24 protein-coding genes are annotated in these 23,389 nt (G+C 64.3%); 14 read left to right on the top strand and 10 right to left on the bottom strand.

Annotated elements, in window-relative coordinates:
* Positions 1–49 precede the first annotated feature (49 nt).
* On the bottom strand, positions 50–286 hold the full coding sequence (locus J6525_RS29585) for a hypothetical protein (protein WP_225647266.1): 237 nt from the start codon (positions 284–286) through the stop codon (positions 50–52).
* A gap of 181 nt (positions 287–467) precedes the next feature.
* Complete coding sequence (locus J6525_RS29580; RefSeq protein WP_225647265.1) at positions 468–1,160, bottom strand: glutathione S-transferase C-terminal domain-containing protein; 693 nt, start codon at positions 1,158–1,160, stop codon at positions 468–470.
* Positions 1,161–1,350: 190 nt separating this feature from the next.
* Here J6525_RS29580 and J6525_RS29575 point away from each other — a divergent pair, with 190 nt between their 5' ends.
* Positions 1,351–1,797, top strand: coding sequence for a YybH family protein (locus tag J6525_RS29575; RefSeq protein WP_092090651.1), 447 nt, complete (start codon positions 1,351–1,353; stop codon positions 1,795–1,797).
* Between the two features lie 66 nt (positions 1,798–1,863).
* Here J6525_RS29575 and J6525_RS29570 read toward each other — a convergent pair whose 3' ends face one another.
* Together J6525_RS29570 and J6525_RS29565 are read right to left on the bottom strand one after the other, a co-directional pair.
* Positions 1,864–3,372 carry a PAS domain-containing HWE histidine kinase family protein gene (locus tag J6525_RS29570; RefSeq protein WP_225647264.1) on the bottom strand — a complete coding sequence of 503 codons (1,509 nt, stop codon included), beginning with the start codon at positions 3,370–3,372 and terminating at the stop codon, positions 1,864–1,866.
* A 208-nt stretch (positions 3,373–3,580) separates the two neighbouring features.
* Entirely contained in the window at positions 3,581–4,819 is a 1,239-nt protein-coding gene (locus J6525_RS29565) for an ABC transporter substrate-binding protein (RefSeq protein WP_225647263.1), read from the bottom strand.
* A gap of 244 nt (positions 4,820–5,063) precedes the next feature.
* On the opposite strand from J6525_RS29565, the gene J6525_RS29560 reads away from it, so the two are divergent.
* On the top strand, positions 5,064–5,792 hold the full coding sequence (locus J6525_RS29560) for an SDR family oxidoreductase (protein ID WP_225647262.1): 729 nt from the start codon (positions 5,064–5,066) through the stop codon (positions 5,790–5,792).
* A gap of 16 nt (positions 5,793–5,808) precedes the next feature.
* Here the strand turns inward: J6525_RS29560 and J6525_RS29555 are convergent, their stop codons facing one another.
* Entirely contained in the window at positions 5,809–7,026 is a 1,218-nt protein-coding gene (locus tag J6525_RS29555) for a GGDEF domain-containing protein (RefSeq protein WP_225647261.1), read from the bottom strand.
* 306 nt (positions 7,027–7,332) lie between these two features.
* Positions 7,333–7,998 carry a TetR/AcrR family transcriptional regulator gene (locus tag J6525_RS29550; RefSeq protein WP_225647295.1) on the bottom strand — a complete coding sequence of 222 codons (666 nt, stop codon included), beginning with the start codon at positions 7,996–7,998 and terminating at the stop codon, positions 7,333–7,335.
* Positions 7,999–8,251: 253 nt separating this feature from the next.
* On the opposite strand from J6525_RS29550, the gene J6525_RS29545 reads away from it, so the two are divergent.
* The 7 genes from J6525_RS29545 (at position 8,252) to cynS (ending at position 15,118) form a co-directional block, all read left to right on the top strand.
* Positions 8,252–8,794: an OsmC family protein gene (locus tag J6525_RS29545; protein WP_225647260.1), complete on the top strand. Its 543-nt coding sequence runs from the start codon at positions 8,252–8,254 to the stop codon at positions 8,792–8,794.
* A gap of 36 nt (positions 8,795–8,830) precedes the next feature.
* A complete protein-coding gene (locus J6525_RS29540; protein ID WP_225647259.1) occupies positions 8,831–9,982 on the top strand; it encodes an acyl-CoA dehydrogenase family protein in 1,152 nt (383 codons plus the stop codon).
* A gap of 125 nt (positions 9,983–10,107) precedes the next feature.
* A complete protein-coding gene (locus J6525_RS29535; RefSeq protein ID WP_092088506.1) occupies positions 10,108–10,986 on the top strand; it encodes a sulfurtransferase in 879 nt (292 codons plus the stop codon).
* 106 nt (positions 10,987–11,092) lie between these two features.
* Complete coding sequence (locus tag J6525_RS29530) at positions 11,093–12,484, top strand: CmpA/NrtA family ABC transporter substrate-binding protein (protein WP_225647258.1); 1,392 nt, start codon at positions 11,093–11,095, stop codon at positions 12,482–12,484.
* A 178-nt stretch (positions 12,485–12,662) separates the two neighbouring features.
* On the top strand, positions 12,663–13,502 hold the full coding sequence (gene ntrB, locus J6525_RS29525) for a nitrate ABC transporter permease (RefSeq protein WP_225647257.1): 840 nt from the start codon (positions 12,663–12,665) through the stop codon (positions 13,500–13,502).
* A 196-nt stretch (positions 13,503–13,698) separates the two neighbouring features.
* Positions 13,699–14,610, top strand: coding sequence for an ABC transporter ATP-binding protein (locus J6525_RS29520; RefSeq protein WP_225647256.1), 912 nt, complete (start codon positions 13,699–13,701; stop codon positions 14,608–14,610).
* A gap of 19 nt (positions 14,611–14,629) precedes the next feature.
* Positions 14,630–15,118: a cyanase gene (gene cynS / locus J6525_RS29515; protein WP_050387665.1), complete on the top strand. Its 489-nt coding sequence runs from the start codon at positions 14,630–14,632 to the stop codon at positions 15,116–15,118.
* Positions 15,119–15,185: 67 nt separating this feature from the next.
* Here cynS and purB read toward each other — a convergent pair whose 3' ends face one another.
* From purB to J6525_RS29500, 3 genes are all read right to left on the bottom strand, one after another.
* Positions 15,186–16,616 (bottom strand): adenylosuccinate lyase, encoded by a 1,431-nt coding sequence (gene purB / locus J6525_RS29510; protein WP_225647255.1) that lies wholly within the window; start codon positions 16,614–16,616, stop codon positions 15,186–15,188.
* A 167-nt stretch (positions 16,617–16,783) separates the two neighbouring features.
* Positions 16,784–17,674 (bottom strand): hypothetical protein, encoded by an 891-nt coding sequence (locus J6525_RS29505; protein ID WP_225647254.1) that lies wholly within the window; start codon positions 17,672–17,674, stop codon positions 16,784–16,786.
* Positions 17,675–17,989: 315 nt separating this feature from the next.
* Positions 17,990–18,817, bottom strand: a complete 828-nt coding sequence (locus J6525_RS29500; RefSeq protein ID WP_225647253.1) for an isocitrate lyase/PEP mutase family protein — start codon at positions 18,815–18,817, stop codon at positions 17,990–17,992.
* A gap of 112 nt (positions 18,818–18,929) precedes the next feature.
* Here J6525_RS29500 and J6525_RS29495 point away from each other — a divergent pair, with 112 nt between their 5' ends.
* Positions 18,930–19,874 (top strand): LysR family transcriptional regulator, encoded by a 945-nt coding sequence (locus J6525_RS29495; protein WP_225647252.1) that lies wholly within the window; start codon positions 18,930–18,932, stop codon positions 19,872–19,874.
* A gap of 27 nt (positions 19,875–19,901) precedes the next feature.
* Here J6525_RS29495 and J6525_RS29490 read toward each other — a convergent pair whose 3' ends face one another.
* The gene (locus tag J6525_RS29490) at positions 19,902–20,225 is read right to left on the bottom strand and encodes a DUF1476 domain-containing protein (protein WP_057018385.1); all 324 of its coding nucleotides are present in this window, start codon (positions 20,223–20,225) and stop codon (positions 19,902–19,904) included.
* A 348-nt stretch (positions 20,226–20,573) separates the two neighbouring features.
* Between J6525_RS29490 and purC the strand changes: the two genes are divergently transcribed.
* From purC to J6525_RS29470, 4 genes are all read left to right on the top strand, one after another.
* The gene (gene purC / locus J6525_RS29485; RefSeq protein WP_016843454.1) at positions 20,574–21,341 is read left to right on the top strand and encodes a phosphoribosylaminoimidazolesuccinocarboxamide synthase; all 768 of its coding nucleotides are present in this window, start codon (positions 20,574–20,576) and stop codon (positions 21,339–21,341) included.
* Between the two features lie 15 nt (positions 21,342–21,356).
* On the top strand, positions 21,357–21,596 hold the full coding sequence (gene purS / locus J6525_RS29480; RefSeq protein ID WP_026192985.1) for a phosphoribosylformylglycinamidine synthase subunit PurS: 240 nt from the start codon (positions 21,357–21,359) through the stop codon (positions 21,594–21,596).
* A 12-nt stretch (positions 21,597–21,608) separates the two neighbouring features.
* Complete coding sequence (purQ, locus tag J6525_RS29475; RefSeq protein ID WP_225647251.1) at positions 21,609–22,310, top strand: phosphoribosylformylglycinamidine synthase subunit PurQ; 702 nt, start codon at positions 21,609–21,611, stop codon at positions 22,308–22,310.
* Between the two features lie 63 nt (positions 22,311–22,373).
* A complete protein-coding gene (locus J6525_RS29470) occupies positions 22,374–23,333 on the top strand; it encodes a tripartite tricarboxylate transporter substrate-binding protein (RefSeq protein WP_225647294.1) in 960 nt (319 codons plus the stop codon).
* The last annotated feature ends 56 nt before the right edge of the window (positions 23,334–23,389 follow it).

Genomic DNA, 23,389 nt, shown 5'->3' with positions numbered 1-23,389 from the left:
CATCAGGACGTCTTCGCGCGATCCGCATCCGATCGATGTTGGACGGCGCTCAGGTGATGGATTCATTGCCGCTGCCCTTCGGCTTGGAAATCGGAGGGATGCAGCTACCGAAGCGTGGATCGAGCGGATCATAGCGCGACCTCATTCTCGCAAAAATATAGAGCGCCGCCAGTGCGAAGGCGCCGAGCAACAGCAGGCCCCATGCAGGTGGCGGACCTGCAATCAAGAGCACGGCTGCTCCAACGAGGACTAACGCGATAATGCCCGAAGACAGTTTTGAAGCCATGACCGGCTCCGCAGTTAGGCGCAGGGACGGGATACTATCCCTGAAATCGATCTATTGGCGGGAGGCCGGCTGCGACACGCCAGCGCAGATAGATCCACCTGCGCCATGGACGGAGCGACGGCCTGTTCGCTCACCGCGGCGAACGTCACTATTGCGAGTTAGCTGTTGAGTTGGCCCGGGCTCACTGGCTCACTGCCGCGTGGATGGCGCGGCAATGTTGTGCCAGGGCATCGTGCGAGACCACGAATTGCTTCAACGGCGTCTCGATGTCGTAGAAGTAGATGTTGGCCACGAAGCCATAGATGCCGGCGTCGATGGTCGTCGGCCTGTCGCCATGCACATAGCCTTGGCTCGGGATCAGGCTCGCCAGTGCGGCGAGATCGGCGATGCCGCGGGCCATCGCGGCGTCGGGCTCGAAGCGGCCGATGCCCTGGTAATAATAGCGCTGCGCGTTGAACTCCTTGGCCTTCATCAACCCGTCGTCGGTGAGGGCCGGATGCTCGCGCTTGAGCGCGTCGCGGAATTGGGACCAGTAGCGCGCGTCCTGCCAGCGCGAATAGGACATCACCCAGTAGAGATCGTCGAGCGTCCGCGTGACGAGCAGGTTGGTCGTGCGCTGCGCCGGCGTCAGCGCGGCATCCAGCGTCACGCCATATTTTCCGGTGACATAGGCGAGGATGGTCTCGCTGTCGCCGACAGTGTCGGCGCCGTCGACGACATAGGGCAATTGCTTGCGCGGTGCCTTCGATGCATCGAAAATATGTTCGTGCCGGAACGGCACGCCGGCGAGCTTCAGGAAAGCGAATACCTTCAGACCATAGCCATTGTTGTCGGCAACGCCGAACAACGGCGGATAGGAATAGAGCGTGAGCATGATGGCTCGCCACGTTCGAGGTCGCTACAGGCTACCTCAGAATCCGTCGGTTGGATACGTCAGGCAGGCAACCGCCTGTTGCGTCGCAACGCCTGAAACGATTGCCGACAATCCGTAGTTGATGTCTTATTGTCGTCCTTGTCCCAGGTCGGGCGATTTTTCTACGGACATTTTTCAGGGAGGAATTGCGATGCTGCGGACGTACTTCTCATGCCTGTTCGTGACTGCCTTTTCGCTGTCTGCAATGGCCGCCGACGGTGATCCAAAGCAGAAGGCCGAAGCGATTGCTTCCGAATATGCGGCGAGTTTCAACAAGCAGGATGGTGCGGGAATTGCCGCGCTGTTCGCGGCCGGTGGCATCCACGTCAATCCCGCGGGGCCGCGCTCCGACATTGCGGAGTTTTATCAAGGCGCCTTCAAGGCCGGGTTCGACCATGAGGAAATAACGGTGGACCAGGCATGGCCATTGGGCTCGGACATGGCGCTCGCCATCGGTGGGTATCGTCTCTCGGGCAAGAACCAAAGCGGGGCGCCTATCGAGACAGGGGGCATCTGGACAGCAACTTACGTGACCGAGGGAGGCAAGCTCAAAATTCGCTTGCTGTCGGCGATGCCCAAGCCGCCGCCGCCGAAGTAGCAGGGGCATCGGGATGGACGATACCGCCGCGCGCTTCGGCGCGCGGTTTGTTGTCCTTTTCTCTCCTCAAACCGCAAGGCGATCCAGAGGAACCTTCATCCTGAGCGCAAGCCCGTTCTGCCGCCAGTCGTATTCGATCTTGCCCCCGAGCTGACCAGCAATACTACGCTCCGTGAGTACGCTGCCAAAGCCGGCAGCCTTCGGCGGGGCGGCAATCATGGGACCGCCCGTCTCATCCCACTCAAAATGCAAGTCGCCGTCTTGCGTCTCCCATTTGATACGGATCGCCCCGCTCGGCTCCGAGAGTGCCCCGTACTTGGCTGCATTCGTCGCGATTTCGTGCAGCGCAAGGGCGAAGCTTGTTACGGCCATCACGCCTACAGGCACATCGGGGCCGCCGACCATGATGCGGTCACGAGAGCCATCGTCATAGGGTTGCATGACGGTTCGCACGACCTCGTCAACCGTCGTCCGTTCGCTATGCGCTTCCGTACCCATGATCCCCGGACGTATAAGGTCCTTGGCCCGCATAAGGGCATCCAGCCGACCGCGAAGCGAATGAGCCATTTCCTGCGGCGTTCGAGCTGATCGAGCGCTAAGGCTGATGATGCCGTGGAAGATCGCGAACAGGTTTTTCACCCGGTGGTTCGCTTCTCGCGCAAGCAACCGTTGATGCTCTTGCGCTTCCTTCTGAGTGGTGATGTCCACCACCACACCGACGAAGTTGGTAAGCTCGCCATTTTCGTCTCTCAGGCACTCGCCCCGCGCCTCGACCCAGCGGATGGTTCCGTCTTTCTGGAGCAACCGGTATTCCTGGATGTACTTTTCCCCGGTGGCGACCGCAAGATTCACGGCCGCAGTAGTCCGCTCCACGTCCTCCGGATGGACGCCCGCGACATATTCCGACAAAGGTGCGCCTTTCTCGCCCTTGGCGGGATCGACTGAGAACATTTGTGCGAAATACGCATCCGAATAGAACGTGTCCGTCGGCACATGCCAGTCGAACGTGCCTATCATTCCGGCGGCACTTAGTGCTTGGGTGAGCCGTTTCTCCGCTCTGGCCAGTTCTCGCTGCGCCACAACCCGTTCAGTTGTCTCGTTCACGATGCAGAGGACGCCGCCTATGTCGCCCGCCTCGTTCCGAACCGGAGAGTAGGAGATGTCGAAATAGACGTTCTCCGGATAGCCGTGCCGCTCGATGTAGAACGGACGATCTTTGGCGAAGACGGTCTCACCAGTGTCGAGGACGCGCCTTAGCAAAGGTTCAAGATCGTCCCAGAGTTCCGCCCAGTTCTCGCGCGCGGGTCGCCCAAGTGCCCTTGGATGCTTCTCACCGATGGTTGGTGCGTAGGCGTCGTTGTACAGGGCCACGAAGTCCGCGCCCCAGAACAGCACGATCTGTGCGTTGGCAGGCAGCATAAGGCTGACCGCGCTCTTGAGATGTGCCGGCCATCCGTCAATGGGTCCCAAACTGGTCGTGGACCAATCGAGCGCGCGAATGAGCGCACTCAATTCGCTCCCGCTCGGCAGGAAGTCAGTTTTGCCGTGGGGACTCGTCTCGCGAGTGGTGCTCATTGCATTGAAGCAAACAGGACTTTGCGACCGGAAACAAGAGCCGGATTCTCCTGCCGGTCCTTTAGTCAACTGAGCCAGTTGAGCCAAATGAGCTAACAATGGCTATTCGGGCAATATCCGGTTCGGGTCATGAGCCGCCGATGGCGCCCAAGCCGGGCGATTTCCGCTTGCCATCGGAAGTCGACATTTGCGGTGCACGCCCAGACGGTCAGGCCTTGGAGATGCCGCCGTCGATCACCGGTCCCATCGGCTCGTAGCGCTCGCCGCTGAAGCGCACCAGTTGCAACTGCTCGAGCGGATAATAGTCTGATGGCGAGGTGTTGATCCTGATGCCGGGCAGCAGCATGTCGGATTCGAAATCCTTCAGGTTGGCGGCCTGCTTGATGATGCTTTCAGACGAGACGTCGTCGCCGCACTGCTTGAGCACCTGGACCAGGATCTGGCTGGTGAGATAGCCGGTGACCGCGTAGATGTCGTTCTTGGCCGCCGCCGGATCATATTTGTCGAGGAAGGCGCGCCATTTCTGGATGGCGGGATCGTTGTCCCAGGCGGCGTCGACAGGATCCTTCAGGTAGGCGCTCGAAATGATGCCCTTTGAGACGTCGAAGCCCGCGGCCTTCAGCGTCGAGCCGGCGGATGAGGCGTTGTTGCCGATGTAGTGCGCCGGCTGCCAGCCGAGCTCGGCGATCTTCTTGATGCCTTGGGCGGCGAATTTTGGTGTGGTCATGCTCATGAACACGTTGGCGCCGGCGGATTTGCAACGGACCACCTGGCTGTCGATGGTCGGATCGGCGGTCTCATAGGACAGCTCCGCCACGATTGCGGACGTCTTGCTACGAAGTCCGTCCTTGAAGCCCTTCAGCACGTCGCGGCCGAAATCGTCGTTCTGGTAGACGATGCCGATCTTGGGATCGTTCTGTGTCGACAGCACATGCTGCGCGAAGGCGCGGCCCTCGATCTGGTAGCAGGGCTGGAAACCCATGGTGTAGGGAAAATTCTTGTAGTCGCCGAACTTGGTCGCGCCCGAGGCGATGAAGAGGTGCGGGACCTTCTTCTGGTTCATGTACTTCATGATCGCCGCATTGGTCGGCGCGCCGAGCGGCGCGAACAGCACATCGATCTCGTCGCTTTCGACGAGCTTGCGCGCCTGCTCGACGGTCTTGGCCGGGCTGTAGGCGTCGTCATAGGTGATGTACTTGATCATGCGGCCGTTGATGCCGCCTTGCTCGTTGATCATCTTGAAATAGCCGCCGGGGGTGCGGCCGATCGACGAATAGACCGCAGCCGGTCCCGAATAGGCGTCGATGTTGCCGATGACGATCTCGGTCTTGCCCTCCGCCTTGCCCTTGGCGATCGCGGGCCTGCCGAGCAGCAGCGTGGCTGACGTGGCGGCGGTGCCCTTGATGAGATGACGGCGCGATAGCCGGGGCGAACGGTTCCTTGTCATTGCAGTCCTCCGCTTCTTCTTGTTGGCCGTTTTGGCATTATTGGCCGTCTGGCAGCCTCTGACGGGCATGTCGGCGCGCAGCATTCCACAGCGGTGCCTTGGGACTTGTGTGCAGTCGCTACCATCTGAAATTTTCGCGCGATGTCGGCCGCGGAGGCCGCGTTCCCCATCCTCGGTTACCGACATGCCGTCCGGGATTGCTATACTGCGACGACTGTCGTGGTGATCTCAGCAGGGTGGACCGATGGCGAAAGTGTTGGAAGGCAAGGTGGCGGCCGTGACCGGGGCGGCGTCGGGGATTGGACTAGCGAGCAGCGAGGCGATGCTGGCGGCAGGCGCGCGCGTGGTGATGGTCGACCGCGACGCCGCCGCGCTCAAGGCGCTCGGGCGCAAGCACGGCGATGCGGTGGTCCCGCTGGTGATCGACCTGCTCGATCCCGGGGAGTGTGCGAGCTTGCTGCCCAAGGTGCTCGAGAACACCGGCCAGCTCGACATCCTGCACGCCAATGCCGGCATCTATGTCGGCGGCGACCTCGTCGATGCCGACACCGCGGCGATCGACCGGATGCTGAACCTGAACGTCAACGTCGTGATGAAGAACGTGCACGACGTGCTGCCGCACATGATCGCGCGCGGCACCGGCGACATCATCGTCACGAGCTCGCTCGCCGCGCATTTCCCGACGCCGTGGGAGCCGGTCTATGCGTCGTCGAAATGGGCGGTCAACTGCTTCGTGCAGACCGTGCGGCGCCAGGTGTTCAAGCACGGCATCCGCGTCGGCTCGATCTCGCCCGGGCCCGTGATCAGCGCGCTGCTGGCGGACTGGCCGCCCGAGAAGCTTGCGGAGGCCAAGGCGGCCGGAAGCCTGCTGGAGGCCAGCGAAGTCGCCGAGGTCGTGATGTTCATGCTGACCCGGCCGCGCGGCATGACGATCCGCGACGTCGTGATGCTGCCGACGAACTTCGACCTGTAACGGCGAGCGCCGCGCCTCAGGCGGCGCTGCGATCGGTGGCGGGCGCGTGGCCGTGCTGCATGAGGCGGCGCAGCGCGGCGACATTGGTCGCGACGGAAGCCATCCGGCACCGCGCCTTGCCTTCGGATTTCGCCTCGTACAGCGCGGCGTCGGCGGACGCCAGCAGCTGTTCGGCCTCGGTGCCGTGCTCAGGCGACACCGCGATGCCGACGCTGACGCCGACCTCGGCCGAGATGCCGCCCGCGAGCTGATAGGGCATCGTGACGGTCTGGATGATGCGCTGGCCGGCCGTGAGCGCCTGTTCCGCCGTGACGCCGTTGACCAGCACCACGAACTCGTCGCCGCCGAGCCGTGCGATTACCGCGGTTTCGGGCAGCGCACGCCGCAGCCGCTCCGCGGTCAGCATCAGCACCTGATCGCCGGCGGCGTGGCCATAGGTGTCGTTGACCGGCTTGAAATTGTCGAGGTCGAAGAACAGCAGCGCAAAGGGCCCGCCATTCCCGGCGGGGGCCGCCAGCTTTGCGCTCAGCGCCGCGACGAAGCCGGCGCGATTGCGCAGGCCGGTCAGGGTGTCGTGATGGGCAAGATGGCCGTTCTCGCGCTCGGCGCGCATTGTGGCGATCAGCATCTTGTTGAGGCGGAAGGCCGCAACCGTCATCGCCGCGAGATACAGCGGCACCTGCATGACGACGATGAAGAGCAGCGGCTCGCCGGCAAGGGCCGCGCCCGGAACGATCGGGCCGAGGCTGAGCAGGATCATGGTGCCGGCAAGGCGCGGGGCGCTGAAATTGCGGAAGCAGATGCCGCCGACCATCGCCGCCGCCGATAGCGAAGCCAGCAGCGCAACCACCCAATCGCCGCTTGCGAGGCTGATCAGGATGCCGAAGCCGACGCTGGCGCTCCAGGCGACGGCAAGCACGAGATGCAAATCGGTCGGGGTCGGCCGCTGCTCGCGCGCGGCGCGATGCGCAACCACGAGCACGGCGAGGCGCGAGAGGCAGATGACGAGTTCGAGGACGACCCAGGTGATGAACAGCGCGGTCGGCTCGCGGATCGCAATCACGGCTGCGACTGCGACCGTATTGACCGCGCCAGCCGCAAACACCGGCAGCGAGCCGTAGAGATCCCCGATCAGCGCTGCGCGGATGTCGTCAGGTACGCCCGGTCCGGCGTCGGCGAGCCAGCGCGTCACGCCCCAGCGCGGCTGGCTGTATCGTCCTTTTTCGGACTGCATTGTTCTTGCCTCGTACTTTCACCGCGCAACTGACCCGGCCGGACCTAACAGGTGTTTAAGGCCGACGCCGATCGCGCGGCGTGATTGACGGCAGGTAAACCCGGCGGGCGATCGTGCCGCAGAAATACCGACGCCGGAGGTCGCGATGCGGCTTGGTCGGGTTCGGCCGGCGGCGAGAAGGATGAAGTCTGCGCCAATGCCGACCTTGCCAGGGTGGCGGACGCGCTGAAACAGCGCGGACGCCGCGTCGGCAGACTATGACACGTGAAAAGGGCAGCACTGCCGCGGATTGCGGCGGCCGTTGCGTTACACGGCGAGGAGCTGTTGTTCGGCCGCGCCGCCGGCGCGCTTCGTCTTCTTCACCTTGGCGGGCGCGAACAGATTGCTCGCGGCAAGGCCCGCGGTGTCGGCGACGGTCGGATCACACGACACCATGGCCGCGACGATGGCGCCGTCGATCAAGAGCGCGAGCTGGTGCGCGAGCACGGCCGGCTCGGCCGCGCCCATCTCGCCGGCGAGCTTCTCGATATGCGCCAGCACCACCTTCTTGTGCTTCAGCGCGATGTTGCGGAACTGCTTGGCGTCCTTGTCGTGCTCGGCGACCGCGTTGATGAAGGGACAGCCGTAGAAGCGCTCCTCGGCGAACCAGGTCTTCAGGGCAGGGAAGATCCGCGACAGCTTGGTCTGTGGATCGCCGCCGCCGGCCTCGATCGCGCCGATGAACCATTCGCGCCACTGGCGGCCTTCGCTCTCCAGCACCGCATGCACGAGGTTGGTCTTCGAGCCGAACAGTTTGTAGAGCGTAGTCTTCGCGGTTCCGGCCTCGTCGATGATCGCATCGATGCCGGTGGCGTTGATGCCGTTCTTGCAGAACAGATGGGTTGCGGCGTTTAGCAGGCGCCCGCGCGCCGATTCATCGTCGCCGGCGGTGAACGCCGCGGCAGGTTTTTTCTTCGCAAGCGATTTGGCCATGCGCGGCAGTAAATCGGAGCGCGGCAGAATCATCAAGTCGCATCTTCACGGCCGCATCGATGCGCTGAAAATCATCGCGGTCGTGCGGCATTTGCTTGGCGATTGAGCAGGCCGGCACTGATCAATCCGCAGGCAGCCCCGCTTAAGCGCCTGCGGGATTTCGCCTTTTGATTTGCGGCGGGACTGGCACGCTTCGTGCAGGAAACAGACCGTTCGGTATCCTGAAATTCCATCGCTCCCAGGGAGAAAACTGATGACCGCTGTCGCCCAGAAAACCGCACTGACCGGCTGCCTCGCGCCGATCGACAGAGGCGGGCTCGAGCAGCTGATTGCCAACGGCAAGGCCAACCCTAAGGTGATCAAGACCTTGAAGTGCAAAACGGTGGCCGAGGGCAAGTTCCGCCACGCCAACTACATCCGCAACCTCGCGCCCTACATCGTCGACGAGCCGCCGGGCCTGCTCGGCGACGACACCGCGCCCAATCCCTCCGAGGCCTCGCTCGCCGCGCTCGGCTCCTGCCTTGCGGTCGGCCTGCATGCTAACGCCGTGCATCGCGGCTGGATCGTCAACAAGCTCGAGCTCGAGCTCGAGGGCGATCTCAACATCACCGCGGTGTGGGGCACCGGCGACGTCAGCGAGAAGCCGGTCGGCTTCACCGACGTCCGCGTCAAGGTCGACATGGAATGCGAGGGCGTCCCGCAGGCCGAGATCGACGCGCTGGTCGCGCATGTGAAGAAGTGGTCGCCGGTCGCCAACACCTTCACCCGTCCCGTCAATCTCGAGGTCAGCGCGTAAGCGCCCGACCGGCAATTCAAGGTGCGGAGACCATCCATGGGTTCACTGGCTTTGTCGCGGGTCGCAGCTCAAGATCCCGCACCGACCATTGCGGACGAGGTTGCCCGCCTTGCCCGTCAGGAGCTGGCGCCGATCGCAGCCGCGGTCGATGCCGGCTCGGTCTATCCCGGCGAATTCCTGCGCCGGCTCGGCAAGGTCGGCGCCTGGAGCAGCCATGTGCCGCAGGAGGGTCCCGCCGATCTGCGCTGGGCGATCCAGTCGATGGCCGCGCTCGGCGAGGTCTGCGGCGCCACCGCCTTCATGGCGTGGTGCCAGAACACGCTGGTCTGGTACGTCGCCAATTCCACCAACATGAAGCTCGCCGCGCGCTTCGGTGACTGCTTCGCCCGCGGGCGCGCGCTCGGCGGCACCGGGCTTTCCAACCCGATGAAGAGCTTCTTCGGCATCGAGCGGCTGAAGCTGAAGGGCCGCAAGGTCGATGGCGGCTACATCGTCCGCGGTGCGCTGCCCTGGGTGTCGAACCTCGGGCCCGGCCATTACTTCGGCACGATCTTCGAGCGCGAGGACGAGGGCACCAAGGGCGAGCCGGGCGGCATCGCAGGCGGCGAGCCGGGCGGCACCGTGATGTTCCTCGCCGACTGCTCCGATCCCGCGATCACGCTGACGCCCTGCAAGCCGTTCCTGGCGATGGACGGCACCGGTACCTATGGCGTCCAGTTTCGCGACGTGTTCGTGCCGGACGAACTGATCCTGGCCGAGCCGGCTGCGCCGTTCGTCAAGAAAATCCGCGCCGGCTTCATCCTGTTGCAGGCCGGCATGGGCCTCGGGCTGATGAAGGATTGCATCAACATCATGGACGAGGTCCATGCGCCGCTCGGACACGTCAACCGCTATCTGCCGCAACAGCCGCTGCAATTCCGCGAGCTCCATGCCGAGTTCGAGAAGGAGGCGATGGCGCTGGCAAGCGATCCCTACAATGCCGATGACAGCTACTGGCGCCGCGTCGTCGCGCTGCGACTGCGGATCGGCGATGCCAGCGTCGCATTCGCGCATGCCGCGATGCTCCATTGCGGCGCGCGCGGCTACCTGATGAGCCACCGCGCCCAGCGCAGGCTGCGCGAGGCCTATTTCGTCGCCATCGTCACGCCCGCCACCAAGCAGCTGCGCAAGATGCTGGCGGACGGCTGAAGCATGATCCGGAAAAGTGGAAACCGGTTTTCCCTCGCGACAAACGCGGAACGCGTTTGCGCGGAGATCATGCTCAAACGAGTTCGGGACCACCACAACTGCAACCACAGACAGGAGAGGCTGCCATGACGGACGTTCTGATCACCGCCGGCGAACTTGCCGAGCTCGTCAAGAAAGACCCGTGTGTCATCATCGACACTCGGAATCCGGATGCCTATGCGGCCGGCCATTTGCCCGGTGCCGTCAATGTGCATGACGTCTTCACTTTCCTCGCGACCTCGACGCCGGAGGGCATCCACGAGCTCAAGACAAAATTCGCCGACGCGTTCGGCGCCGCCGGTCTCTCCGGCAAGGAGACCGCGGTGATCTACGAGCAGTCGATGAATTCCGGCTTCGGCCAGTCCTGCCGCGGCTACTACCTGCTGACGATGCTGGGCTATCCCAGGATCAAGGTGCTGCATGGCGGCTTCGATGCCTGGAAGGCGGCCGACCTGCCGGTGACCACCGACGTTGCGGTGCCGGCGAAGGCCGCCTTTGCGATCGTACCGGAGGCCGGCGATATCATGATCGACGCCAAAGCGATGCTGGCGGCGGTCGGCAAGCCCGGCGTTGCGATCCTCGACGTGCGCGACGTCGACGAGTGGATCGGCGAAAGCTCCTCGCCCTACGGCAAGGATTTCTGCCCGCGCAAGGGCCGCATTCCCGGCGCGGTGTGGCTCGAATGGTACCGCATGATGAAGCCAACCGCCGAGGGACCGCGCTTCAAATCGAAGGACGAGATTCTGGCGGAATGCGCCACCGTCGGCATCTCGCAGACCACGCCAGTCTATCTCTATTGCTTCAAGGGCGCGCGCGCCTCGAACACCTTCCTGGCGCTGAAGAACGCCGGCGTGAAGGACGTGCGGATGTACTTCGGCTCCTGGAACGAGTGGTCGCGCGACCCGTCGCTGCCGATCGACGAGGGCTTGCCGACCGCGCCCGTCGTCACCGGCAAGGCGGCATAGAACCTGCATGTTTGTTGGTGTCCGGCGGCGCAAAACGCGGCCGGACGCCGATCAATGAACCGGATCGGGGGGCTCTCCTCGTTTCGGTGCGACAATGGGGCGCAGCATGCCTACGTCAGATGATCCCTTCGACGCCGACCGCGTGCTCACGCGATCGGGTTGCGCCTGCGGCTGGCATCGCTCAGCCGCCGAGCATGAGCAGGCCGCGCGCCCCCTGCGCTGCGAGCCGGTCGCCGACCTCAGCGAACAGCAGCGTTACGAAGGCATCGTCGCGTCGGCGGTGATGCGGGCGGTGTTTCCGCAGGATGTCGCGCGCCGCGCTTTCCTGAAATCGGTTGGCGCCGCGACGGCGCTCGCCGCGCTGTCGCAGTTCTTCCCGCTGAAGACGGCGACAGAGGCGTTCGCCGACGCCGGACCGCCGGAGAAGAAGGACCTCAAGGTCGGCTTCATCCCGATCACCTGCGCGACCCCGATCATCATGGCGGCGCCGCTCGGCTTCTATGCCAAGCAGGGCCTCAACGTCGAGGTGGTGAAGACCGCCGGCTGGGCGGTCATTCGCGACAAGACCATCAACAAGGAATACGACGCCGCCCACATGCTGGCGCCGATGCCGATCGCGATTTCGCTCGGCCTTGGTGCCAACGCCATACCGTTCACGGTCCCTGCGATCGAGAACATCAACGGGCAGGGCATTACGCTGGCGATGAAGCACAAGGACAGGCGCGATCCGAAGGACTGGAAGGGCATGAAGTTCGCCATTCCGTTCGATTACTCCATGCACAATTACCTGCTGCGCTATTACCTCGCCGAGCACGGGCTCGATCCGGATACCGACGTGCAGCTGCGCTCGGTACCGCCGCCGGAGATGGTCGCCAATCTGCGTGCCGACAACATCGACGGTTTCCTCGCACCCGACAACATCTGCCAACGCGCGATCTATGACGGGGTCGGCTTCCTGCACATCCTCTCCAAGGAGATCTGGGACGGCCATCCCTGCTGCAGCTTTGCTGCCAGCCGCGAGTTCATCACGACGGCGCCGAATTCCTTCGCGGCGCTGACCCGCGCGATCGTGGATGCCACCGGCTACGCGGCGAAGGCCGAGAACCGCAAGCAGATCGCGGAAGCGATTGCGCCGGCGAACTACATCAACGCGCCGGTGACGGTGCTGGAGCAGGTGCTGACCGGCACCTATGCCGATGGGCTCGGCGGCGTGAAGACCGATCCGAAGCGCGTCGATTTCGATCCGTTCCCCTGGCAGTCCTTTGCGGTGTGGATGCTGACGCAGATGAAGCGCTGGGGCCAGATCAAGGGCGATGTCGACTACGAGGCGGTCGCCGAGCAAGTCTATCTCGCCACCGATACCAAGAAGGTGATGGCCGAGATGGGCCTCGCGCCACCCGCCACCTCGTACAAGTCGTTCTCGGTGATGGGCAAGAGCTTCGATCCGGCCAAGCCCGACGATTATCTCGCGAGCTTCAAGATCAGGAAGTCGTCGTGAGGCGAGACGCTTTTTCCACGGCGTCGTCGCGGCCTAGTGCGCGGTTGCGCACGGAGCCGGGACCCATAACCCCAACAGCCAGTGATTCGGCACGGCGTCTCCCCGCGTGCCTTATCGCGACGGCACGGCGTATGGGTCCCGGCTTTCGCCGGGACGACGGGTTGAAAGAGTGGGCGCGATGACGCTGTCCCTCCGTCTCCGCGCCGCCATCGTCTCGATCGCGCTGCTTGCCGGCTTCCTCGGCGCCTGGCACCTCGCCACCCGCAGCAGCGGCACGACGGCGGCCATGAGCCCCGAATACGCCAGGCTGATGGGGCTGACCGCGACGCAGGGCAAGTCGGCGATGCCCGGGCCGCTCGATGTCGGTGCCAAGCTGTGGGAGCATCTGAAGCGGCCGTTCTACGACAATGGCCCGAACGACAAGGGGCTCGGCATCCAGCTTGCCTATTCGATCGGGCGCGTCGGGCTCGGCTATCTGATCGCGGTCGTCGTCGCGATCCCGCTCGGCTTCATGATCGGCATGTCGCCGCTGATCAGCAGAGCGCTCGATCCCTTCATCCAGGTGCTGAAGCCGATCTCGCCGCTGGCCTGGATGCCGCTCGCGCTCTACACGATCAAGGATTCCTCGATCTCGGCGATCTTTGTCATTTTCATCTGCTCGGTGTGGCCGATGCTGCTCAACACCGCGTTTGGGGTCGCCGGTGTGCGCAAGGAGTGGATCAACGTTGCGCGCACGCTCGAGGTCGGCACCGTCAGGCGCGCCTTCACGGTGATCCTGCCGGCGGCGGCGCCGACGATCCTGACGGGCATGCGGATCTCGATCGGGATCGCCTGGCTCGTGATCGTCGCCGCCGAGATGCTCGTCGGTGGTACCGGCATCGGCTACTTCGTCTGGAACGAGTGGAATAACCTGTCGATCACCAATGTGATCATCGCAATCCTCTTGATCGGCTTCGTCGGCATGCTGCTCGACCAGGTGCTGGCGCGGTTCACCCGCATGGTGACGTTTCCGGAGTAGCGATGACCGACAGCCGCATTGCAGCCACTTCACCTCGCCCCGCCTGCGGGGAGAGGTCGATCGCGAAGCGATCGGGTGAGGGGGAGTTTCCGCGAGTCTATCTGCCGCCGTGCTCGCGGAGGAAGCCCCTCACCCCAACCCTCTCCCCGCGAAGAGCGGGGCGAGGGAGCGCAGTCCATTCGTGGAGCTACCGCGGATGACCGACAAGTTCATCTCGATCGAGGGCATCGCGCGGCGCTATCCCGGCGCCGGCGGCGGCGTCACCACGGTGTTCGAGAATTTCTGGCTGTCGATGGCGCGCGGCGAGTTCGGCTGCGTGATCGGCCATTCCGGCTGCGGCAAGACCACCGTGCTGAACATCCTCGCCGGCCTCGACGAGCCGAGCGAGGGCACGGTGATCGTCGACGGGCAGGGGATCGAGGGCACCAGCCTCGACCGCGCCGTAATCTTCCAAAGCCATGCGCTGCTGCCGTGGCGCACCGTATCGGGCAATGTCGCCTATGCCGTCGGCTCGAAATGGCGCAAATGGGACCGTGCGCGGGTGAAGGCGCATGCGCAGAAGTTCATCGATCTCGTCGGGCTCACCGGCTCCGAGCACAAGCATCCGTCCGAGCTCTCCGGCGGCATGAAGCAGCGCGTCGGCATCGCGCGGGCGCTGTCGATCACCCCGAAGATCATGCTGATGGACGAGCCGTTCTCGGCGCTGGACGCGCTGACCCGCGGCACGCTGCAGGACGAGGTGCGGCGGATCTGCTTGGAGACCGGGCAGACCACCTTCATGATCACCCATGACGTCGATGAGGCGATCTTCCTCGCCGACAGGATATTTTTGATGACCAACGGTCCCGGCGCCGTGCTGGCCGAGATCGTCGAGAACCCGCTGCCGAAGGAGCGCGGCCGCATCGACCTGCACCGCCATCCCTATTACTATGCGCTGCGCAACCATATCGTCGATTTCCTGGTCAGCCGCAGCAAGAGCTTTGCCGCCGAGGTGACCAGTCACGATCCGCGCCACGTGCCGACGGTGCGGCCCGGCGTCGGCGAGCCCGTGATCGTCTCGCCGCCACGCGCCGTCGAACTCAATCCCGCGCAGAGCGCTGCGCGCTGAAGCCCAAGGAGGAAACCTGATGAAACGCGAAGACCTCACCGAGAAGCTGCTCGACATCAAGCGCGAGAAGGGCTGGAGCTGGAAATACATCTGCGAGAAGATCGGCGGCTATTCCGACGTGCTGATCACGGGCGCGATCCTCGGCCAGATGAAACTGACGAAGCCGCAGGCGGCGAATGCCGGCGAGCTGTTCGGGCTGTCGAAGGCCGAGATCGCGATGCTCAACGAGGTGCCGATGCGCGGCACCGGCACGCCGATGCCGCCGACCGATCCGCTGATCTACCGCTTCTACGAGATGGTGATGGTCAACGGCCCGGCCTGGAAGGCGCTGATCGAAGAAGAATTCGGCGACGGCATCATGTCGGCGATCGACTTCGACATGGCGCTGGAGCGCGTCGCCAATCCGAAGGGCGACCGCGTCAAGATCACCATGAGCGGCAAGTTCCTGCCGTACAAATATTACGGCGCCAGCGGCAACGTGCCTGAATACGGCTTCAAGGAAGAGTGAGGCGAGGGGGCGAATGGCGAGTAGCGAATGGATTCCTGCCCATTCGCTACTCGCACCTCACCAATCGCTACAGGATCGTGCCCGGGTTGTAGCGAGCCGCCTCAGGCTTGGCCTTGGCCAAAGCCTCGACCTGCTCGGCGAAGAAATCGACCTGGGCGCCGGCGTCGCCGGAGTTGGCGCGACCCTGGTCGAGCACGTGCTGCAACTCGGCTGCGCTCAAGCCAAGACGCTTGTCGGCGGCGAGGCGCTGCAGCAGATCGTTCTGGACGATCTTGCCGGTGCGCAGGTCGCCGATGGCCGCGACGGCATGCTCCTTGATCGCCTCGTGGGCGCCTTCACGGCCCGCACCCTTCTTGACCGCTTCCATCATCACCGTGGTGGTCAGCAGGAAAGGCAGATAGCGGTTGAGCTCGGTCTCGACCACGGCTTCGAACACCTCCATCTGGTCGAGCACCGTGAGCAAGGTTTCGAGCAGGCCATCCATGGCGAGGAAGGCATCGGGCAGCATGACGCGGCGGACGACCGAGCAGGAGACGTCGCCTTCGTTCCACTGATCGCCGGCAAGGCCTGCGGCCATCGCGAGATAGCCCTTCAGGATCACATGCAGGCCGTTGATGCGCTCGCAGGAGCGGCTGTTCATCTTGTGCGGCATCGCGGAGGAGCCGACCTGGCCCTTGGCAAAACCTTCGCTGGCGAGTTCGTGGCCTGCCATCAGGCGGATGGTCTTGGCGAAATTGCCGGGCCCGCTGGCGAGCTCGGTGAGCACGCTGACCGCACGGAAGTCGAGGCTGCGCGGATAGACCTGGCCGACGGCATCGAGGGCCTTCGGCAGGCCGAGGTGAACGAGGACGCGCTGCTCGAGCGCGCGCGCCTTGCCGGCATCTCCGTTGAACAGGGTGATCTGATCGAGACGGGTGCCGACCGCGCCCTTCAGGCCGCGGGCGGGATAGGTCTGCAGCACATTGACCAGGCTCTGATGCGCCAGCAGCATCTCCTCGCCGGACATGGCGATGCGCTTGCCGAGCGTCGTGACCTGCGCGGCCACGTTATGGGTGCGCGCGGTGAACGGGACGTCGCGCAATTGCTTCGCACGCGCCGCAAAGCGGATGAGCGCGGCGATGCTCTTGGCCTCGATGAGCTGCAGCGCGCGGTAGACCTGCAATTGCTCGACGTTCTCGGTGAGGTCGCGGCTGGTCATGCCCTTGTGCAGGTGCTCGTGACCGGCGAGCTCGCAGAACTCCTCGATGCGCGCCTTGACGTCGTGGCGGGTGACGCGCTCCCGCTTCATGATGGAGGCCAGGTTGATCTGGTCCTTGACGCGCTCGTAGCTTTCGATCACGCCATCCGGCACCGCGATGCCGAGATCGCGCTGGGCCTTCAGCACGGCGATCCAGTAGTCGCGTTCGAGGCGGACCTTGCCTTCGCCACTCCAGATGGCGCGCATGGCTGGCGAGGCGTAACGTTCGGCGAGGACGTTGGAAATATGATCTTGTGACATCCCGCTCTCTTGGCATTGCCTGAGGCTGGCTGCAAGCCGCGACCTGCGATGAATTGTCAGGTCTGATAACGCCTCGGCCGGGCTTGCGGTGCTGGCGCCAGCATACCAGATTCTGGAAGGCGCCGCCTCGGGCAATCCGGGGCGGCGCAGGCATGCTTCACCCCGCGTTAGAGCGAAAACGTCACGGCGGCGGGGCCGCAGCTGAGGCCGGCCGTGTTCGGCACGGCCGTGTCGCTGGTCCAGTTGTCCTCGCCGTCGGTCGTCTTGTACAGGAACTGGCCGTTGGGCCCCTGGTGCAGGACGTACAATGTGTCGTTGAACACGACCGGCGCGGCATTGCCGAAATTGCCCGGCGTGTCGGGGACCTGGCGGTCGGCTCCCCAGCTGCCAATGCCGTCGAACCGCTTGAAGAAGAAGAGACCCGTGGGGTCGTTGAAGAACAGGTAGATCCAGTCCTTGTAGGACGCTGCGCCCGGACCGTTGCTGAGGCCTTCCGTGCCGGCAACCGGATTGCTTCGCCAGGTGCTGCGGTCAAAGGTTGCGTACCAGAAGCGGTTCATGTTGCCGGGTTCGCTATAGCCGGGCCCGCGGCCGAACACGTAGAGCGTGTCGCCGCGCACGACCGCGGCCGGGGTGTCGACGTTCTGGTAGGCGACGGAGATGAGATGGTTGGTTCCGGATGTGTTGATCTCGGGTCCGAAGCTGGTGCCGTCGTAGGTCTTGTACATCAGGTCGGACTGGCCGGGATTCGAGTACAGCAGATAGATCAGGCCGTCATACACGGCGGCCGCCACGCCGCCGCCGACGCCGGCCATGTTGGGCACCTGGGCTGCCGCCGTCCACAGCTCGCCGTCATAGACCCTGTAATAGAGGGACTGGTTGATCGGATAGAACACATACAGGTTGGTGTTGAAGACGACGGCTGCCGGCGTGTTGCTGATCCAGGTGTTCCCCGGCATCGGGACATCGCCGCTCCAGGCCTCGCCGTTGAAGACGTTCGTAAAAAATTGCGGACTGTTTCCAACGCCCTTGTGCAGGGAAAACAACCAGCTCTTCATTTTGGAAATCCCCCATGGCGACGAGACGCCGCCTCTGATCATCGGTGTAGATTGATCGACGTGCGCAGGATCGAACGGAATGAACTGATCGTACGCCTGCGCCCGTCGTGTTCTACGTCCGATTCACCGATGGTTGTGTGAAGCTGTTCACTCACCCTGGAGGAGGAGGCCATATATGTCGTGCGCAGACTGAGAATCGCGGCCGCGCAAGGCGCGCCGCGACGTGAGCGGCGACTTGGCGGGAGACGGATTTCGAGGAGATGAGAGAAGCGCGAATAGCGAATGGATGCTTTCCGATTCGCCATTCGCTGCGCCCTATTCGCCTTTCGCTGCGGCGAATGCCGCGCGGACCTCCTTCACCGGCGCCATGTCGCGGACGAAGCCGAATGCGCCGTTGTCGTTCATCTCGCGGGCACAGCGCAGGAACGCAGCCAGCGCGTGGCGCTGCATCGCGCCGCCGACGCTGATGCGCTTGACGCCGGCGGCCGACAGCTGCTCGACCGTCAGGGTCGGATCGGCATAGCCCATCACCAGGTTGAAGGGCTTGTTGACCGACGACACCACGGTCTTGATGGTGGCAAGATCGTAGAGGCCCGGCGAATACAGCACGTCGGCACCGGCGGCCTCGAACGCCTGCAGCCGCTTGATGGTGTCGTCGAGGTCCTTGCGGCCGTGCAGGAAGTTTTCCGCCCGCGCCGTCAGCGTGAACGGGAAGGGCAGGGCCCGTGCGGCTTCAACCGCCGCCTGGACCCGCTCGACCGCCAGCGAGAAGTCATAGATCGGGCGCTGCGGGTCGCCGGTCGAGTCCTCGATCGAGCCGCCGACCGCGCCGGCCTCGGCGGCGAAGCGGATCGCCTCGGCCGCGAGCTTCGGCATGTCGGCGCCGCATTTTTCCAGATCGGCATTGACGGGCAGGTCGGTGGCCTCGGCGATCACCCGGCAATTCTCGATGATCTCGTCGAGGCTGACGGTCGAACGGCCGAGCGTGTTGGCGAGCCCGAGGCTGGTGGTCGCCAGCGCCTCGAAGCCCATGGATGCGAGCAGCTTCGCCGTTCCGGCGTCCCACGGATTTGGAATGATGAAGGCGCCGGGCCGCTGATGCAGCTCGCGAAACCGTGCTGCCTTGTCCGCCTGGGTGCGCATGTGAACTCCTGCTGTTGTCAAAAGCGACTGAAAGCAGCGATAGGGTGGTTTCGCCCATCAGACAAATTTGTTATTTCTCTCGATATCATCAGCTTTTTGCATGGGGAGAGCGATGGACAGCGACGCGCTCAACACGTTCCTGGTGGTGCATCGGCGCGGCGGGATCTCGCATGCCGCCAAGGCGCTACACCGCTCGCAGCCGGCGATTTCGCGGCGCATTGCGCTGCTCGAGCAGGAACTCGGGGTGCCCCTGTTCGAGCGGATCGCGGGCAAGACGCGGCTGAGCGATGCCGGGCGGGTGATGGTGCCCTATGCTGAACGCGCGGTGGCGGCGGCGCAGGATGCCGAGAACGCGGTGCGCGCGCTGCTGCGCGACAATTCCGGCCCGGTGGCGCTGGCGGTGACCGGCACGCTCGCCGGCGAGCGGCTCTCGAACGTATTGAAGCGCTTTGCCCGCCGGCACCCGGACGTTGCGCTGACGCTGCGCACCGCCACCAGCGCCGAGGTCAGCGACCTGATCCGGCGCGGCGAGGCGACGATCGGGTTGCGCTACGACCGCGACCGCTCGCGCGACCTCGATTGTGAGGTGCTGTTTGCCGAGCCGCTCGGGGTGGTCTGCGCGCCGGACCATCCGCTGGCGGGACGCCGGGTCGGCAAGCTTGCCGATCTCAGGGATGAGCGGTGGATCGCCTTCCCGGAGGTGCCGGGACGCCGCGAAATCACCGCCTCGCACGTCTTCGCCCTGTTCCTGACGCATGGGCTCGGCGAGGTCGCCTGGACGCCGGTCGACAGCCTGACGGCGCAGAAGCGCCTGGTCGAGGCCGGGCTCGGGATCGCGCTGCTGTCACAAAGCAATGCGGCGGAGGAATTGGATAGCTCGAGGATCGCGACGATCCGCGTCGGCGATCTCGCCGCAACTCACGAGGTCGTCGCCGTGACGCGGCATGGCGGCTTCCTTAGCGCCGCCTCACGCCGTCTGCTCGACACACTCCGTGCCGACTTCACCAAGACGATGGGCACAAACACGTCGCGCCGGAACGGTGTCCGGCGCGCGTAAAAGTCGACTTGGTCGTGTCCCGGGAACTCAGCTTCCCGCCTTGACCTGGGCCGCGGCCACCGCCAGCAGCTCGTCCATCTTGGCGCGGATATCGCGCTCGGTGACGGCCTGGTCCTTGGCGGAGAGGTCCTTCAGAACCTTGTGCAACACGTCGTTGTCGCCGGCTTCCTCGAAGTCGGCGGCGACCACTTCCTTGGCGTAGGCGCTGGCGGCGTCGCCCGTGATGCCGAGTTTCTCGGCGGCCCACAGGCCGAGCAGCTTGTTCCGGCGGGCTTCAGCCTTGAACTTCTGCTCCTCGTCGAGGGCGAACTTCTTCTCGAAACCTTCCTCGCGCTTGTTGAATTCGCTCATGGCTGAAGTTCCAATTCCCTTGCTGAATGAGGCCGCCGCGCGTTGCGGCAGCCCCGATGCCTGCCTAAATAGGTGGGAGGAATCGGCAAGACAACGAGCCGTTAAGCCGCAGGCAAAACTGGCGGAATCGGCCCTTTATGATAGGGCGGTATAAGTGCCCTCAAGGGGGCACTATCGATTGTGCTGGATGGGTCAATCGGATAGGTTGCCAACAGGCATGGTTCTTGTTCTGTTTCCAGTTGGATTGCCCAGGTTCCAGGCCTCCGCGGCAGCTCCGTCGTGGGTCGTAACCCCAAGTCATCCGGAGCACCCAAATCCATGGATTTCAACAAAACACGGTACATCCCTATGAGCCGTCGACGTCGTATTTATGAAGGCAAGGCCAAGGTGCTTTACGAAGGCCCCGAGCCGGGAACCCTCATCCAGCACTTCAAGGACGACGCGACCGCGTTCAACGCCAAGAAACACCAGGTGATCGAGGGCAAGGGCGTCCTCAACAACCGGATTTCGGAGTACCTGTTTCAGCACCTCAACGACATCGGGGTGCCGACCCACTTCATCCGCCGCCTCAACATGCGCGAGCAGCTGATTCGCGAGGTCGAGATCGTGCCGCTCGAGGTGGTGGTGCGGAACGTCGCCGCCGGCTCGCTGTCGCAGCGGCTCGGGATCGAGGAGGGCACCCAGCTGCCGCGCTCGATCATCGAGTTCTATTACAAGAACGACCAGCTCAACGACCCCATGGTGTCGGAAGAGCACATCACCGCCTTCGGCTGGGCGACGCCCCAGGAGATCGACGACATCATGGCGCTGGCCATCCGCGTCAACGACTTCCTGACCGGCCTCTTCCTCGGCATCGGCATCCGCCTCGTCGACTTCAAGATGGAGTGCGGACGGCTGTTCGAGAACGAGATGATGCGGATCATCGTCGCCGACGAGATCTCGCCGGACTCCTGCCGGCTGTGGGACATCAAGTCGAACGAGAAGCTCGACAAGGACCGTTTCCGCCGGGATCTCGGCGGCCTGCTCGAGGCCTATACCGAGGTCGCGAAGCGGCTCGGCATTCTGATTGAAAACGAGCGGCCGGCCGGCAGCGGCCCGGTGCTGGTGAAGAGCTAAGCTGAAGGGACGACCGTGAAGGCACGTGTGACTGTGACATTGAAGTCGGGCATCCTCGATCCGCAGGGCAAGGCGATCGAGGGGGCGCTGAAATCGCTCGGCGTCGATGGCGTCGCCAGCGTTCGCCAGGGCAAGGTGTTCGACATCGAGCTCGCCGCGACCGACAAGGCCAAGGCAGAGGCGGCGCTGAAGGCCGCCGCCGACAAGCTCTTGGCGAATACCGTGATCGAGAACTATCGGGTCGAACTGCTCTAGGCCGCATCGAAAATGAAATCAGCCGTCCTCGTCTTCCCCGGCATCAACCGCGAGCGCGACATGGCGCGCGCGCTCAAGCTCGCATCCGGCAATGAGACCGCGATGGTCTGGCACGCCGAGACTTCGCTGCCCAAGGGCACCGACCTCGTGGTGGTGCCCGGCGGCTTCTCTTACGGCGATTACCTGCGCTGCGGCGCGATCGCGGCGCGCGCGCCCGTGATGGACGCGGTGCGCGACTTCGCCGCCAAGGGCGGGCTCGTGCTCGGCGTCTGCAACGGCTTCCAGATCCTCTGCGAGTCCGGGCTGTTGCCGGGCGTGCTGATGCGCAATGCGGGGCTGAAGTTCATCTGCCGCGACGTGCATATGCGCGTCGAGCGCTCCAACACCCCGTTCACCCGCGGCTACAATGCCGGCCAGGTGATCCGCGTGCCGGTGGCCCACGGCGAGGGCAATTACGAGGCGGACGAAGAGACGCTGAAGCGGCTCGAAGGCGACGGGCGGGTGCTGTACCGCTACTGCTCGCCGGAGGGCGTGGTCGACGAGGCCTCCAATCTGAACGGCGCCGCGCATTCGATCGCCGGCATCGTCAATGAGCGCGGCAACGTGCTCGGCATGATGCCGCATCCCGAAAACCACGTCGAAGAGATCATGGGCTGCACCGACGGCCGCGGCCTGTTCGCAGGCCTGGTCCAGCAGTTCGAAAAGGCGGCGTAATCACCATAGCGTTTTCGAGCGAAGTGGGGACCGGTTCGCGTGAAGAAAACGCGTCAGAATAAAATGCGGCGGTGGTGCGTTGCCGCGGCTGCGGCGCTTCTGCTTGCGACGTCGGCCTACGCCCAGGACTTCCCGAAGCGTCCGATCACGATGATCGTGCCGTTCACGGCCGGCGGCACCTCCGACGTGATCGCCCGCGCGGTGGCCGACCAGATGAGCGCTGCGCTCGGCCAGAGCATCATCATTGAGAATGTCGGCGGCGCCGGCGGCTCGACCGCACTCGCCCGCGCCGCGCGCGCCGAGCCGGACGGCTACACCATCGCGATCGGCAATGCCGGCACCAACGCCGCGACCTACACGATCTATCCGAAGCTGCCGTTTACGCCTGACTCCTTCGCGCCGATCGCCGTGGTCGCCAAGACCTTCGGCATCGTCGCGCTGCGCAAGGATTTTCCGGCCAAGGACCTCAAGGAATTCATCGACTACGCCAGGAACAATCCGGGCAAGGTCAATCTCGGCCATGCCGGCGTCGGCTCCTCGAATTACCTGATCTGCAAGAGCTTTGTTCATGCCGCCGGCATCGACGTGCAGCTGGTCGGCTATCGCGGCGCGGCGCTTGCGCTGACGGACGCGATCGGCAGCCAGATCGACGGCGTCTGCGATGCCGCGGCCTCGGTGTCGCAGGCGATCGACGACAAGCTGGTGAAAGCGGTCGTCGTTGGCTCGACCGTGCGGCTGGCCTCGCTGCCGGAACTGCCGACCTCGGCCGAGGCCGGACTGCCCGAGTTCGAGGCGCAGGGCTGGAACGGCCTGTTCGCGCCGAAGGGCACACCGCCCGAGATCATCGCCAAGCTCAACGCCGCCGCGCGCACCGCGGTTGCGAGCGAGGCGGTGAGGAAGCGCTTCGCCGACCTGTCGACCGTCGCCCCCGACGCCGATGAGCTCGCGCCCGAGGTCTTGCAGCAACTCGTGACCCGCGACGTCGCGAAATACCGCACGCTGCTGGCGGACGATAAGAAGTAGAGGGTCATCGTCGCTGCGTTGGCTCTGCCCTCGACGCGGTCGCCGAGGCGGCGAGC

Source organism: Bradyrhizobium australafricanum (assembly GCF_020329495.1).
GTDB lineage: Bacteria > Pseudomonadota > Alphaproteobacteria > Rhizobiales > Xanthobacteraceae > Bradyrhizobium > Bradyrhizobium australafricanum.
Note: the sequence above shows the minus strand (reverse complement) of the source record. Positions and strands in the feature narration are given on the sequence as shown.

Coding starts and splice junctions, on each gene's coding strand:
- J6525_RS29585 (WP_225647266.1), bottom strand. CDS start 286: ATGGCTTCAAAACTGTCTTCGGGCATTATCGCGTTAGTCCTCGTTGGA.
- J6525_RS29580 (WP_225647265.1), bottom strand. CDS start 1,160: ATGCTCACGCTCTATTCCTATCCGCCGTTGTTCGGCGTTGCCGACAAC.
- J6525_RS29575 (WP_092090651.1), top strand. CDS start 1,351: ATGCTGCGGACGTACTTCTCATGCCTGTTCGTGACTGCCTTTTCGCTG.
- J6525_RS29570 (WP_225647264.1), bottom strand. CDS start 3,372: ATGAGCACCACTCGCGAGACGAGTCCCCACGGCAAAACTGACTTCCTG.
- J6525_RS29565 (WP_225647263.1), bottom strand. CDS start 4,819: ATGACAAGGAACCGTTCGCCCCGGCTATCGCGCCGTCATCTCATCAAG.
- J6525_RS29560 (WP_225647262.1), top strand. CDS start 5,064: ATGGCGAAAGTGTTGGAAGGCAAGGTGGCGGCCGTGACCGGGGCGGCG.
- J6525_RS29555 (WP_225647261.1), bottom strand. CDS start 7,026: ATGCAGTCCGAAAAAGGACGATACAGCCAGCCGCGCTGGGGCGTGACG.
- J6525_RS29550 (WP_225647295.1), bottom strand. CDS start 7,998: ATGGCCAAATCGCTTGCGAAGAAAAAACCTGCCGCGGCGTTCACCGCC.
- J6525_RS29545 (WP_225647260.1), top strand. CDS start 8,252: ATGACCGCTGTCGCCCAGAAAACCGCACTGACCGGCTGCCTCGCGCCG.
- J6525_RS29540 (WP_225647259.1), top strand. CDS start 8,831: ATGGGTTCACTGGCTTTGTCGCGGGTCGCAGCTCAAGATCCCGCACCG.
- J6525_RS29535 (WP_092088506.1), top strand. CDS start 10,108: ATGACGGACGTTCTGATCACCGCCGGCGAACTTGCCGAGCTCGTCAAG.
- J6525_RS29530 (WP_225647258.1), top strand. CDS start 11,093: ATGCCTACGTCAGATGATCCCTTCGACGCCGACCGCGTGCTCACGCGA.
- ntrB (WP_225647257.1), top strand. CDS start 12,663: ATGACGCTGTCCCTCCGTCTCCGCGCCGCCATCGTCTCGATCGCGCTG.
- J6525_RS29520 (WP_225647256.1), top strand. CDS start 13,699: ATGACCGACAAGTTCATCTCGATCGAGGGCATCGCGCGGCGCTATCCC.
- cynS (WP_050387665.1), top strand. CDS start 14,630: ATGAAACGCGAAGACCTCACCGAGAAGCTGCTCGACATCAAGCGCGAG.
- purB (WP_225647255.1), bottom strand. CDS start 16,616: ATGTCACAAGATCATATTTCCAACGTCCTCGCCGAACGTTACGCCTCG.
- J6525_RS29505 (WP_225647254.1), bottom strand. CDS start 17,674: ATGAAGAGCTGGTTGTTTTCCCTGCACAAGGGCGTTGGAAACAGTCCG.
- J6525_RS29500 (WP_225647253.1), bottom strand. CDS start 18,817: ATGCGCACCCAGGCGGACAAGGCAGCACGGTTTCGCGAGCTGCATCAG.
- J6525_RS29495 (WP_225647252.1), top strand. CDS start 18,930: ATGGACAGCGACGCGCTCAACACGTTCCTGGTGGTGCATCGGCGCGGC.
- J6525_RS29490 (WP_057018385.1), bottom strand. CDS start 20,225: ATGAGCGAATTCAACAAGCGCGAGGAAGGTTTCGAGAAGAAGTTCGCC.
- purC (WP_016843454.1), top strand. CDS start 20,574: ATGAGCCGTCGACGTCGTATTTATGAAGGCAAGGCCAAGGTGCTTTAC.
- purQ (WP_225647251.1), top strand. CDS start 21,609: ATGAAATCAGCCGTCCTCGTCTTCCCCGGCATCAACCGCGAGCGCGAC.
- J6525_RS29470 (WP_225647294.1), top strand. CDS start 22,374: ATGCGGCGGTGGTGCGTTGCCGCGGCTGCGGCGCTTCTGCTTGCGACG.